The following is a 12,543-nucleotide window of genomic DNA, read 5'->3' as shown; positions in this document are numbered from 1 at the left end:
GCCGCGCCCCGCCGTGCAGCCATCCGCCCCGTTCCGGCCCGCCCTGGGCCAGGAGGGACCCACCCGTGCGCACCTCACAACTCACCCTTGTCGACGTCACCAAGCGCTACCCCGGCCGCTCCGTTCTCGACCAGGTCTCCTTCACGCTCAAGCCAGGCGAGAAGGCCGGGCTCATCGGCGACAACGGCTCCGGCAAGTCCACGCTCCTCAAGCTCATCGCGGGCCAGGAGCACCCGGATGGCGGAGAGTTGACCGTAACCGCCGCCGACGGTATCGGCTATCTGCCACAGACCCTGCCGCTCCCGCCGACCGCCACGGTCCAGGACGCCATCGACCTGTCCCTGGCCGAGCTGCGCGCGCTGGAGAGGGAGCTGCGCCGGACCGAGCAGACACTCGGCGACGGCGGCGACCTCGACGCGTACGCCGCCCTCCTCGAGCGCTACGAGGCCCGCGGCGCCTACGGGGCCGACCACCGTATAGACACGGCCCTGCACCACCTCGGCCTGCCCGCGCTGCCCCGCGACCGCCGCCTCGGCACGCTATCCGGCGGCGAGCGCTCCCGCCTGTCCCTGGCCGCGGTCCTGGCAGGCCGCCCGGAGCTGCTTCTGCTGGACGAGCCGACGAATGACCTGGACGACCAGGCCGTCGCCTGGCTGGAGGAGCAACTGCGGGCACACCGCGGGACGGTGCTCGCGGTCACACACGACCGCGTTTTCCTCCAGCGCCTGACCACCACGATCCTGGAGGCCGACTCGGGAAAGATCACACGCTACGGCGATGGCTACGTCGGCTACCGCACCGCCAAGGCCGCCGACCGCCGGCGCCGGCTGCAGGAGTACGAGGAGTGGCGCACAGAGTTGGCCCGCAACCAGCGGCTGGCCACCAGCAACGCCACCCGCCTCGAAGGCATTCCGCGCAAGGCGCCGCTGGCCAACTTCGGCCACGGCGGCTTCCGGGCCCGCGGCCGCGCGCACGGCGCGATGGTGCGCATCCGCAATGCCCGCGAGCGCGTAGACCGCCTGACGGCGACCCCGGTGGCCCCTCCTCCCGACCCGCTGGCCTTCACGGCCCGCATCGGCACAGCGGCCGAGACCGACGAAGCCACCGAGCTCACCGGTGTACGGGTAGGAAACCGCCTCCACCTGGACTCCCTCACCCTCGGCCCCACCGACCGGCTGCTGGTCACCGGCCCGAACGGCGCGGGCAAGACCACCCTGATCCGACTGCTGGCCGGCGAGCTGCGGCCGGACGAGGGCTCGGTACGCGTGCCGGGCAGGGTCGGCCATCTGCGCCAGGACGAGACACCGTGGGCGCCCGGCCTGACGGTGGCGGAGGCCTTCGCCCTGGGCCGCCCCGGCTTCGCTGACGACCACGCCGAGTCCCTGCTCTCCCTCGGCCTCTTCCGCCCGGCGGAACTGCATCTGTGCGTCGGCGACCTCTCGTACGGCCAACGAAGACGCATCGACCTGGCCCGCCTGGTATCGGCCCCGGCAGACCTGCTCCTCCTGGACGAGCCGACGAACCACCTCTCTCCCGCTCTGGTCGAGGAACTGGAACAGGCCCTGGCCGGCTACCCGGGGGCGGTGGTGCTGGTCACGCACGACCGGGCGCTGCGGGAGCGGTTCGAGGGGACGCGGCTTGTACTGGAGGAGGGTGTCATGGTGTGAGGGCGCCGAGAGCTGGCACAAGCCGCGGCGTCCCGGACCAAAGAAGTCCGGGGCGCGGCGCAGGGTTTCAGGGAGGCCCTGTGCCGCAACCTAGGCCACGATCGTGATCGGCCCAAGGGCGGTACGTAGTAGATCACCCGTACGCCGTCGCTCTCGTCGGCGTAGTCGCGCAGCAGGGTGAGGGCACCTCATACCGCATTCACCACCGGCCCCCGGATGCGGGCGCCGGGGTGCCTCTGCGAGACACGGAGACGGCTCTGCTGCGCGAATGGCTCCAGCGCCTGGCAGGCTGAACCGGCCGCACGTTCCGCAGGCGGTGGGCGCAGTCAGTTACGCCAGCCGCGCGGTGGGCAGGCGTTTCGAGGATGCGAGAGGCACACCCAGATCCAGGTCACCAGGGGTGCCGAAGAAGTGGGCGTCACAGGCGACCAGCTTGTTTCGCAGACGGGCGAACTCGCTGGCCAGTGAGGCAGTTCACCGTCGCCAACTCTCACCACCCGAATCACAGCACTGGACACTCCAGACCAGCGCGCTGCTCGTTCAGCTCTGCCGGACAGCGCGCTCGATCCGATACTGCTCTGCCAGCTCCTCGAACTGTCCGGCAGCAGCCGCGCTCACCGTGACTGGCCGGGTCTCGCCCACAACACCGCGCACCTGGTCAGCAACCTGCGCGGCCCGCCTGCCTGATGCATTGACGCCCAGGACAAGGACGGTGGCCTCGATGCCGCCGTCAGACTGCTCGTCGTCACCCACGGCGAAGCAACTCCACGGCACGTCACACGGCGGCGCATGGTCAGGGTCCGGACACAGCAGACGCTTGACCGACTCCTTCAGCCCCAACGCCTCCCGCACGCTCAGGCATCCATGGATCCGGATTTCGTACGCACCAGGCTCATCCACAGCCGTCACGTCTCCCTCAAGCTGTCAGCACCGCTCCGTGACTCCGACGGTAATGAGCACAGAGCAGCGCCGCATCAGGTCTCTCTCCTAGGTGATGACGATTCGATTTTCGGCAATGAGCCAGCAGCACGGTGATCGTTTCCGGTCACAGCACTAGTGGTGGGGCCGTGATTCGGGCTGGCGCCAGGAGGCGTGGATGGAACCGAGCAGATTGAGGGACTGGGCGCTGGGGCTGCCTGGTTCGGCGTGGTAGATGACGAGCTGCTGGCCGGGTGCGTCGCGTACGTCGAAAGCCTGGTAGGTGAGGGTGAGAGGGCCGACGTCCGGATGGAGGAAACGCTTGGCGTCCTGGGTCTTGCCGCGCACTGTGTGGGCGTTCCACAGGCGGGTGAAGTCCGCGCTGTGCTCAGTGAGGGTGCCGACGAGTTCGCGCAGCCGTGGGTGTTCCGGGTCGAAGCCGGTTGCATGGCGCAGGTTGGCGACGGTGGCCTGTGCTGCCCGGTCCCAGTCCGTGTAGAAGTGTCGGCCCGCGGGGTCGAGGAAGGTCATGCGGGCCAGGTTGTCCGACGGCTCGAACGGGGCGTAGAGGGCATCGGCCAAGGCGTTGGCGGCGAGGATGTCCAGGGTCCGGCTCATGACGAACGCCGGTGTGTTGGGGTAGCCGTCCATCAGCTGGCGCAGCGCGGGACTGACCCGCTCGGCGGCGTGGCCGGAGGGCCGGTCGCTCGGTGCGGCCCCGGCCAGGCGGTACAGGTGCGCGCGGGTACCCGCGTCGAGGTGCAGCGCGCCGCTGAGCGCTTCGAGTACTTGGGGTGAGGGATTGCGCTCGCGCCCTTGTTCCAGGCGGGTGTAGTAGTCGGCGTTCACTCCGGCCAGGACGGCGACTTCCTCGCGGCGCAGTCCGGCGACTTTGCGGACCCCGTAGCTCGCCATGCCGACGTCTTCCGGCCGCAGGCCGGCGCGGCGTGTGCGCAGGAAATCTCCCAGGTGGTTGTCGTCCATGTGTTCAGGCTAGGCGGCGGCCCGGTGTGCTGCCTGGGTGTGCCACACCCAGGCAGCACGCGTCCTGGTTGATGGCCGCTGACCTGCCCAGACTCGGTGGAGCAGGGCAGAACCCGCACCAACCGAGGAGAGGAGTCCGCCATGACCGGGACCGCTGGAGACGACCACGCCGACGCGGTCGGGATGTGGGTGACCGCGGACGGTCACATCCGCCAGGAGCTGCTGCCGGACGGCCGCTACGACGAAGCCCGCGGCGAGCGGCACAGCGCGTACACCGGCCGGTACACCGTGACCGGTAGCCACCTGGACTACGTCGACGACACCGGGTTCACCGCCACGGGCGACATCCGGGACGGAGTGCTCCACCACGAGCACCTCGTGCTCTACCGGGAGCAGAAGCCGTCGTAACGGAGGCCGCCGTGGTCTCCCTGCTCATCGGGGGCGAATCCGCCGTCGGCGGATCAAGAAGGCTCAACACAGCAGTCAGCATCAACGCATCAAGGACCATCCTCATGACAGGACAACGACTCCGCGGCAAGGTCGCACTGATCACCGGCGCGACCGGCGGCCTCGGCACAGCGACCGCCGAGCTCTTCGCCCGCGAAGGTGCTCGAATCGTGATCACCGATGTCGTCGAAGGCCCCCTGCGGGCTCTGGCCGATCGGATCGAGGCACACGGCGCGGAGGTCGTCACGGCCCGCCTCGATGTCTCCTCCGCCCGGGAGTGGGACGAAGTGATCACTCTCGTAGGCGACCGGTTCGCAACGCTGGACGTGCTCGTGAACCTCGCCGGCATCCTGGACTGGCCGGGTATCGAGGAAACGCGGGAAGAGTCTTGGGACCGCGTCATCGACGTGAACCAGAAAGGCACATGGCTCGGCATGAAGGCGTCGATGCCGCTCCTGCGTGCGAGCGGCAACGCGTCGGTGATCAACACGTCATCGGTGCTCGGCCTTGTGGGAAGCGGCGCGGCCGCGGCTTACCAAGCGTCCAAGGGCGCGGTGCGCCTGTTGAGCAAGACCGCCGCGGTCGAGTACGCCCGGCAGGGAGTACGGATCAACTCCGTGCATCCCGGAGTGATCGCCACACCGATGATTCAGGAACTCTTGGACGACCAGGGCGACCAGCAGCCGGACATCCAACGCACCCCCATGCGCCGGGCCGGCCGCGCCGACGAGATCGCACCCGCAATCCTCTTCCTCGCCTGCGACGACTCCTCGTTCGTCACCGGCTCGGAGCTGGTGGTCGACGGCGGGCTCACCGCGCACTGAGCAGCCGGGCCCTGAGACGTCCACAACAGCCTGCCGTGAAGGATGCGCCCGGTAAGCGTGTCAACGGCATCTCCCACCTGGCTCGCTTACCGCGCCACCGCACAGCACTTCAGGGCGCCCCAAACCGGCGCCTGCACTCACCTTCTTCAGGGAACGCACCATGACACCTGCAACTCTGTCCGCCGAAGCCGCCGAAGCCGCCGAAGCCGCCGAAGCCGCCGAGCTCGCCGGAAAGGTCGCCCTCGTCACCGGGGCGGCGCGCGGCGTGGGCAAGGCGACGGTAGCGCTCCTCAGCGCACGAGGCGCCCGCGTCGTCGCCGTCGACCTACGCCCCGACATCAAGACGCTGCCGGACGAGTTTCCCAGCGTCCTCGCGATAAGTGGCGACATCACGCAGGAAGAGACCGCCACCCGCGCGGTGCAGTCAGCCATCAAGATCTTCGGCGGACTGGACATCCTGGTGAACAACGCCGGACGCACCCTGAACAAGCCCATCACCGACACCACCGCCGAGGACTGGGACACCGTGATGGCAGTCAACGCCCGCGGCTCCTTCTTCTGCACCCGCGAAGCCTTCCGAGCCATGAAGGCCCGCGGCGGGGGAGCCATCGTCAGCACCGGCTCCTACACCTGCACCGTCGCCCTGCCCGAAGGCGCCGCCTACAGCGCGTCGAAGGGCGCTCTGGCCCAGCTGACCAAGGTGCTCGCGGTCGAGGGCGGGCCATTGGGCATCCGCGCCAACATCGTTGCCGCAGGCGTCATCGAGACTGATTTCCTCGACACGATCCGCTCAGACAGCCGCGCCTACCTGGCGTCCTTCGCCGACGCGCAACCCCTGGGCCGAGTAGCACAGCCCGAAGAGATCGCCGAGGTCCTGTGCTTCCTCGCCTCACCACGCTCCAGCTTCATCACGGGAGCCGTGGTCGCCGCTGACGGCGGCTTCACCGCGGTCTAGCCTCGCCGTTTCGGGTGGGATGAGGCCGGAAGCCGGGAGGAAACGCGAAAGTGCCTTCTGAGCTGGGACGATGAACCTTTTCGAGGGGTTCTGTCGGTCCAACATGAGCTGCGCGATCGACTTGATCCTCCGGCGGGCGTAGGGTGCGGCGGCGCGGGCACCCTTGCCTGGGCTGGCCGTCTCATCCGACGCACCGCGACGAGGATCAGCACGCCCATGCGCAGCAGCACCAGGATTCGTCTGATCGAGCCCACTGACGCCGCCCCGATAGCAGCCCATCGGGTGCGGGACTTCGAGGCTTTCCGTCGGTGGGAACCGGCCCAGCCGGCCGACTTATTCACCCCGGAGGGCCAGGCTGAGCGGATCGACAAGCTGCTGGCCGGATACCAAGCTGGCACGGTCTGGCCGGGCGTGGTTCTCGCCGACGACCAGGTGATCGGGCAAATCACCGTGGGAGGCATCCTGCCGCAGCCGCACCTGCGCCGCGCCTCCGTCGGATACTGGATCGCCGGCGTCGCCCAGAATCAAGGGCACGCCGGGCACGCCGTCGAGCTTGTACTCCGGGTGATGACCGACGAACTCGGGTTGCACCGCGCCGAGGCGTCCACCAATCTGGAGAATCTGCCGTCGCAGCGGGTGCTGCGCCGCAACGGGTTCAGCCCGTACGGTGTCGCGCACTCCTCGATCTTTCTCGACGGGAGCTGGCGGGACGGGCTGTTGTGGGAGCGGATCCTCGGCGACTGATCTCGCCGTTTCGGTTGGGATCTGGCCACGGCTTTCCACCGCCTCGCCGCACTGCCCCGACCAGTTGACTGACCTGCGGCCCAGCCCACCCACGATCCGAAGGCCCCGGAGACCCCGACCATTGCGCCGGGACTCCACCATGCCCAGGCAACAGAATCGCCTCGACCGACCCGCCCCTACCTGCCCACGGCGAGACTGGCGTCGTGGCGGTACCGCTGCGAAGGGCCGTAGGACCCTGATCAGGGGGACTGGGCTCCTGGCCGTCTGGGTCACGGCGCATCAGATCAGGGCGGCTGTCTGCGAGGGCGACGGCCCGGATGAGTCCTTCCACCAAGACCCGCTCGATGCGGTAGAGCCGCGCTCGCTCGTCCCGCTGAAGCAGATGATCCGCGCCAGCCGGGCCGACGCGGCATTGCACCGCCTTGACGCTCGTCAGGGACCCGCCGATCTTCGCCCGCGGTATCGGGGCCGTCGGGTGATCGGCGATGCGCTGCTGGACCTCGTCGTAGGTGGCCGTGCCGCCCATCTCCACGATGCGACGCAGCACCGCCCGGGCCCCGGGCATCAGGGAGGCGATCATCTGGAACAGCAGACGGTCGGTCCAGCCGTCCCCGAGGTCGTCCTCGCCCAGGTCTTCCGGCGGGGTCGGGGCTCGGGCGCCGGTTCGTTCAGCAAGTCACCCTACCGTGGCCTCCACGGCCACCTGGTCCTTGATCGTCCTCACAAACGTTCATGATCATGGGGGCCGTTGCCGTACCGGCCCCGCCGACCCGCACGAACGCATGTGACCGAGCGCCCCCAGTTGGCCGACCTGAGGACGCTTGTTGGCCAGCGCGCGCCTGGGGGCTATCCGGGGATGGTGCCGAGGTCGAGGCCGGTCAGGTCACGGCTGGCGTCCCACAACCGCACCGCGACGGAGGTATCGGTGAGGTGGTTCCACACCGGTTCACTTTGGGGCTTGCCTCGCAGGCTGAAGACGCGCGGTCCCCACAGCTGCCCTCCGCGCACGGTCGGGTCGAGCACCGCTCGGACCGCGGGCCATGCGCCGGAGTGCTTGCCCTGGACGAAGAGGGCGGCTGGTGCCCCGCAGAGCCGCGCACCAGCGGTCCGCACATGGACTGGCGGGCGTGACGGCGTCAGGGAGTCCAGCGCGCCGCCGGGATGGACCACCACGCTTGCCACCGTGCTGTCGACGGCGCGCAGGTGGCGGTCGAGTTCGAGGCCGAAGTACATCTGCGCCAGCTTGGAGCGTCCGTAGGTGCGCTTGGGCCGGTAGTCCGTCCGGGACTGCAGGTCGTCGAGGTCGAGCCGCTCGGACTTCGCCGCGAAGCTGCCCATGGTCACGATGCGGGCCGCCGGTGCGGCCGACAACAGCGGCATCAGCCAGTGGGTCAGCGCGAAGTGTCCGAGGTGGTTCGTGCCGAACATGAGCTCGTGACCGTCCCCGGTCTCCCGGCGCGGCGGGTCGTCGAGCGCGACGCCGGCGTTGTGGACCACCGCGTCGAGGCATTCCACATCCAGTGATTCCACCGCTGTTCTGAGCGATGAGAGGTCGGCGAGGTCCAGCCGTACGGCCCGCACCCGCGCGCCAGGGACACGCGAGCGGATCGAGGCCGTGGCGCCTTCGGCCTTCGCGGGATTCCGGCTGCCCAGTACGACAGTGGCTCCGGTTGCGGACAACTGCTCCGCGACGAAGTACCCGATGCCGGCGTTGCCGCCGGTGACCAGGAAGACGCTGCCATCGGCACGCGGCAGCCGTTGAACATCCCAGGGCAGGATGGAGGACGTAGACGACATGGCGGCGGGGCTCCTTTTGCCGGTGAAGGCGGCTGCGGTTGCGGCTGCCTTGCAGGGCAGCTCGACGCCCACGGTTCCAGCGGCCCCCGACACATCGCCTACGGATCACCGACAGCCCCGCCGGACGGCCGACATCTGTGACTGGGCGGTGAGGTGGCAGCGGGTGGGCGTCAGCCAGTGATGGGAGTGAACGCCCCTGGATAAGGGGCTGAGGTTGGGCTGTGGCTGCTGTCATGGGGTGGCCAGGCGGCGGTTGCGGTGGGGCTGGCAGGAGGGTTGCTGGCTGTCGTGGGGATGGCTGTTCAGGGCAGGTGAAGCACTCCCGTAGGCCTGGCAGGCGTCTGAACACGCGTGACATCTACCGGTATGCCGACATCCGGCTCACTCCGAGGCACGCTCCACGATCAGCCGGCGGCACTGCCGCGCGCGATCAGCCACCCCATCTCCCACGGCAGTCAGCTCTGCCAGATAGGCCAGAGCATCGGTAATTTCCTCGTGATCCGGATTCACGAGGGGTCAAGGAGTGGAAGGGCCGGGGAGTTCCGCTGCCGCCGATTCCGGAGATCCCCATGGTTCCTCCAGTGCGGCCCGAAGTGCGATGACGGTATCCGTGCCGATCTCGACCAGCACGACCGGGCTGCGGCCGGGGCGGAGCAGGCCGTGCTGCTGCACGGCCGCCACTTCGCCCGCAATCGCGCTCTGTACACGGCGGACGTCGCCATTCAGCATGCCGTGAGGGAACGTCCGGAGCCGGAGGCCGTGGCCGAGGCCGCCGGACGCGCCCTAGCCTACCTTCCGGAGGTGCGCTCAGACCGGTTGCTGCAGCAACGGCAGAACGTGTCGAGCGCGCTGCAACGGCACGCACCCGTCCCGGCGGTCGCGGACTGGCTTGAGGAGTACCGCACCATCGCCGGCAACAGCTAGGGGGAGACGGTGACCACCTCGAGCATCCGCACCGCCATGGTGATCCGCACCTACGGGCCCGGCCAGGCCCCGTCACTGAACGACACCCTCGCCGACATCTGGCGTACTGGTTCGGCCCTCTGGCCGACCAGGTCCCCGAAGGCGCCCGCACCGGGCGGCTGATAGGGCTGTGCGAACTGGCCGTTCGCCCACCATGGCAACCCCACGGCATCGGAACCCGGCTGCACGCCGCACTGCTCCAGGCCATCGCCCCGAAGTGGTCCTCGCTGCTCGCCCTGCCCTCGAATAAGCGCGGCCAGGACCTCTACGCCCGGCTCGGCTACCAGTACGCGGGGCCGTACCGCAACACGCCCGACGGCCCGGAGTTTGACCTGCTCCTGCTGCGGATCCAGGACGCCACCTGACACCAGCGCCCCCGGTGCTCCACCCCGGTTTGCGCAAGATCACCCATGTACTCGCCTTCCCCTGACCCCGGTACCGAACAGCGCATGCGCACCCACCACGCCACCGCCGCGAAGGCCCTGGACGTGCTGACCGAACCGGGCGGGGAGTTCTTGGGCTGGGCGCGGGCGCACCCTGGGCGCCCCGGCCAGCACCACCGCCGGCGACCCGGCGTGGCTGCGGCTCGTGTTGGTGTAGTTGCTGTACGCCGCAGGGCTGGCCGACGGCCTCGGGGCCCTGCGAGCCCCGAGGCCGTCGGCCAGCGGCCGGTCAACCGGAGAAGGCGCGGTCCGGCCCGAACGGGGAACAGGACAGGGGCCGTTTACGCGCTGCCAGTGTCGCCGGACCGGTCCGACGAGCGCAGCCCGGCAGCGACACGACTCCATCAACGGACACGCCTAAAGGGTGTTGCAGAAGGCTTGGGGCGGGCAGTCTGGGTGGTGGCTGGCCTGCTGTCTCACCCTGCCATGGCGAGGTTGTGCATGGTGGCGACGGCCTGGACGGCGTGGTGGAGGCCGTCGCCCCTTTGGCGGCAGTCGCGCAGGATCTTCCAGTTCTTCATCCGGGCGAAGGTGTGCTCGACGCGTGCCCGCACGCGCCGGTGTTCGGCGTTGTCTTCCTCCTGGCCGCGCAGGAGGGGACGTCCGGCTCGTCTGCGGTGCGGGACGATCAGCCCAGTGCCCAGGTAGGCGCCGTCCGCGATCACCGTCGTGTCCGCCGCCACGGCCGGCAGGTCTGACTCGCGCCAGACGTGTGCATCTGCCTTGTTGCCGGGTGCCGGCCGGGCCGATGCCACCACCAGGCGGGTGTCGGCATCGATGATGACCTGCACATTCGCCGAGAACCGGTAGTTGCGTGAGGAGGCTGCGATCTGCCGGTCACGGACCGGGATCAGGGTGCCGTCCACGATCCATAGCCGGTCGGTGCCCGGTACCGGCCTGGGCGCAGGCTCCAGTGCAAGCAGCGGGCCAAGGCGCTGGATGACCCGGCAGACGGTGGCAGATGAGCAGCCGAAGAGCGGCGCGAGCTGCCGCATGGTGAGGTTCGTGCGGTAGTACACGGCGACCAGCAGCACCCGCTCGGCCAGCGGAAGACACCACGGCCGACCACCACCGGGGCCGTCGCCGCCTCGCTCCCGCACCACCCGAAGCAGCTTCTCAAAGCGCCCCATCGGCAACCCGGTGAACGTCTCCACCCACACCGGCTCAGCCCTCAACACCCCACCCATACAGGAGAAATGCCCGCCACCAAGCCTTCTGCAACACCCTTTAGAGCGTGTATCGAAAGTGCTGCCATGCGCCTGAGCTGTGTGCGCGAAGGCTGAGCGCAACTCGGTGGCGTCTGGAGTGGAAGTGAGGAAGGCTCGCGCGCATGGTTTCGGTATTGCAGAACGTGGCGATTGACTGTGCGGATGCCTACGAGCTGGCCCGGTTCTGGAGCAGAGTGACGGGCCGTCCACTGCATCCGGAGGACAAACCGGGTGACCGGGAGACTCAGGTGCTGCTGGCGGAGGGGCCGGTGCTGTACTTCAACCAGGTGCCCGAGTCTAAGGAGATCAAGAACCGGATCCATCTGTGTTTGCGCCCTGAGACATCGCGTGAGCAGGAGGTGGAACGGCTGCTCGGCCTCGGTGCCACCTTTGTCACCGATCACCGGAATCCCGATGGCTCTGGCTGGGCAGTCCTTGCTGACCCCGAAGGCAACGAATTCTGCGTTCTTCGCAGCGAGTCCGACCGAGCCGCGATGGGTTCCTGACGCCTCCGCGCCGTCCTGGCCGGTTTCGTACGACCGCTGATCACAGCCACTCGTTGATGGCCGCTACGAGGACGGTCGCCTCGTAGCGGACCGCGAGCTTGTCGTACCTTGTGGCCACGGGCGGTACCTTTTGAGGCGGTTGATGCCGCACTCGACCGCGTGGCGGGCCTTGTAATCCTCCGGGTCAAACTTCGGCGGACGGCCGCCGCGGTAACCAAGCTTCTTGCGGTTGCGGGCTTGGTCGGCCTGTCCGGGATGGTGCAGCGGATTCCCCGGCGGCGCAGATAGGCGCGGTTCTTGCGGGAGGCGTACGCCTTGTCGGCCCGCACGCGGTCGGGGCGGACGCGTGGCCGGCCCGGCCCGGTGCGGGGCACGCGGACTTTCTCCAGTACGGGTTCGAACTGAGGCGAGTCACCGCGCTGCCCGGCCGTGACCACGATCGACATGGGCTTCTGACCTTGCTCAACGGCCAGGTGCAGCTTGGTGGTGAACCCGCCGCGCGAGCGTCCGAGTCCGTGATCGCGGGGCTCGTCAAAGACGCCGCCCGGTGGTTCCTTCTGCAGGTCACCCTGCTTACAGGCCCCGGCTGCGTGCTGATAGGCGCGGCACACCGTGGAGTCGACGCTCAGGTCCCACGTGATCGCACCCTTCGCGTCGGCCAAGGACTGGAGGTGGGTGAGGATCCGGTGCCAGGTGCCGTCCCGCTGCCAGCGACGGAAGAGGTCGTAGATCCGGCCCCACGGCCGTACTCGACGGGCACGTCCCGCCACGGAATACCGGTCCGGACCCGGAACCGTATGCCGTTGATCAACTGCCGCCGAGGCCAGACGGGCGGCCGCCCCACCTTCGTCCCTTTCGGCAACAACGGCTCCAAAACCGCCCACTGCTCGTCCGTGAGATCTCCCCGACCCATGAACCGTGATCATTCACAGCTCAAGATCTTCATCAGCCTTCTAGGGCCTGTCCGGCGGATCATGCCGGGCTGCCCACCGGCGCTGAATCGCTGTCGCGCCCCGCCGGACAAGGAGCTGGGTGGAGCAGGTTGGGCCCGGCGTTAAATGCCTCGACATCGGTCGCGGTGATCGGG

13 protein-coding genes and 1 pseudogene are annotated in these 12,543 nt (G+C 68.9%); 9 read left to right on the top strand and 5 right to left on the bottom strand.

Annotation, left to right across the window (positions count from 1 at the left end; translation table 11 throughout):
* The first annotated feature begins 65 nt into the window (after positions 1–65).
* Positions 66–1,667: a TlrC/CarA/OleB/SrmB family ABC-F type ribosomal protection protein gene (locus OG542_RS00600; RefSeq protein ID WP_328407197.1), complete on the top strand. Its 1,602-nt coding sequence runs from the start codon at positions 66–68 to the stop codon at positions 1,665–1,667.
* A 540-nt stretch (positions 1,668–2,207) separates the two neighbouring features.
* On the opposite strand, the gene OG542_RS00595 is transcribed toward OG542_RS00600, so the two are convergent.
* On the bottom strand, positions 2,208–2,576 hold the full coding sequence (locus OG542_RS00595) for a hypothetical protein (RefSeq protein WP_328407195.1): 369 nt from the start codon (positions 2,574–2,576) through the stop codon (positions 2,208–2,210).
* 144 nt (positions 2,577–2,720) lie between these two features.
* Positions 2,721–3,569 (bottom strand): helix-turn-helix transcriptional regulator, encoded by an 849-nt coding sequence (locus OG542_RS00590; protein ID WP_328407193.1) that lies wholly within the window; start codon positions 3,567–3,569, stop codon positions 2,721–2,723.
* Between the two features lie 141 nt (positions 3,570–3,710).
* Between OG542_RS00590 and OG542_RS00585 the strand changes: the two genes are divergently transcribed.
* The 4 genes from OG542_RS00585 to OG542_RS00570 all read left to right on the top strand — a co-directional run bounded on the left by OG542_RS00585 (position 3,711) and on the right by OG542_RS00570 (position 6,539).
* A complete protein-coding gene (locus OG542_RS00585; protein ID WP_328407191.1) occupies positions 3,711–3,977 on the top strand; it encodes an Atu4866 domain-containing protein in 267 nt (88 codons plus the stop codon).
* A 104-nt stretch (positions 3,978–4,081) separates the two neighbouring features.
* Entirely contained in the window at positions 4,082–4,840 is a 759-nt protein-coding gene (locus tag OG542_RS00580) for an SDR family NAD(P)-dependent oxidoreductase (RefSeq protein ID WP_328407189.1), read from the top strand.
* 160 nt (positions 4,841–5,000) lie between these two features.
* Positions 5,001–5,795: an SDR family NAD(P)-dependent oxidoreductase gene (locus OG542_RS00575; protein ID WP_328407187.1), complete on the top strand. Its 795-nt coding sequence runs from the start codon at positions 5,001–5,003 to the stop codon at positions 5,793–5,795.
* Between the two features lie 216 nt (positions 5,796–6,011).
* Positions 6,012–6,539 carry a GNAT family N-acetyltransferase gene (locus OG542_RS00570; protein ID WP_328407185.1) on the top strand — a complete coding sequence of 176 codons (528 nt, stop codon included), beginning with the start codon at positions 6,012–6,014 and terminating at the stop codon, positions 6,537–6,539.
* Between the two features lie 846 nt (positions 6,540–7,385).
* Here OG542_RS00570 and OG542_RS00565 read toward each other — a convergent pair.
* The gene (locus OG542_RS00565; RefSeq protein WP_328407183.1) at positions 7,386–8,336 is read right to left on the bottom strand and encodes an SDR family NAD(P)-dependent oxidoreductase; all 951 of its coding nucleotides are present in this window, start codon (positions 8,334–8,336) and stop codon (positions 7,386–7,388) included.
* Positions 8,337–8,996: 660 nt separating this feature from the next.
* Between OG542_RS00565 and OG542_RS00560 the strand changes: the two genes are divergently transcribed.
* The 3 genes from OG542_RS00560 to OG542_RS00550 are packed head-to-tail and all read left to right on the top strand — an operon-like array spanning position 8,997 to position 9,664.
* Positions 8,997–9,260, top strand: a complete 264-nt coding sequence (locus tag OG542_RS00560) for a hypothetical protein (protein WP_328407181.1) — start codon at positions 8,997–8,999, stop codon at positions 9,258–9,260.
* Positions 9,261–9,269: 9 nt separating this feature from the next.
* The gene (locus OG542_RS00555; RefSeq protein ID WP_328407179.1) at positions 9,270–9,422 is read left to right on the top strand and encodes a hypothetical protein; all 153 of its coding nucleotides are present in this window, start codon (positions 9,270–9,272) and stop codon (positions 9,420–9,422) included.
* Positions 9,359–9,664 (top strand): GNAT family N-acetyltransferase, encoded by a 306-nt coding sequence (locus OG542_RS00550; protein ID WP_328417687.1) that lies wholly within the window; start codon positions 9,359–9,361, stop codon positions 9,662–9,664. The genes OG542_RS00555 and OG542_RS00550 overlap by 64 nt, the downstream gene beginning before the upstream one ends.
* A gap of 494 nt (positions 9,665–10,158) precedes the next feature.
* On the opposite strand, the gene OG542_RS00545 is transcribed toward OG542_RS00550, so the two are convergent.
* Positions 10,159–10,929 carry a transposase gene (locus OG542_RS00545; protein WP_328407177.1) on the bottom strand — a complete coding sequence of 257 codons (771 nt, stop codon included), beginning with the start codon at positions 10,927–10,929 and terminating at the stop codon, positions 10,159–10,161.
* A gap of 143 nt (positions 10,930–11,072) precedes the next feature.
* On the opposite strand from OG542_RS00545, the gene OG542_RS00540 reads away from it, so the two are divergent.
* Positions 11,073–11,456 (top strand): VOC family protein, encoded by a 384-nt coding sequence (locus OG542_RS00540; RefSeq protein WP_328407173.1) that lies wholly within the window; start codon positions 11,073–11,075, stop codon positions 11,454–11,456.
* A gap of 40 nt (positions 11,457–11,496) precedes the next feature.
* Here OG542_RS00540 and OG542_RS00535 read toward each other — a convergent pair.
* Positions 11,497–12,369: pseudogene (locus tag OG542_RS00535) on the bottom strand (IS5 family transposase).
* Between the last annotated feature and the right edge of the window lie 174 nt (positions 12,370–12,543).

The organism is Streptomyces violaceus (assembly GCF_036014075.1).
GTDB classification, from domain to species: Bacteria; Actinomycetota; Actinomycetes; order Streptomycetales; family Streptomycetaceae; genus Streptomyces; species Streptomyces violaceus.
This window is presented reverse-complemented; position numbering and strand designations above follow the sequence as displayed.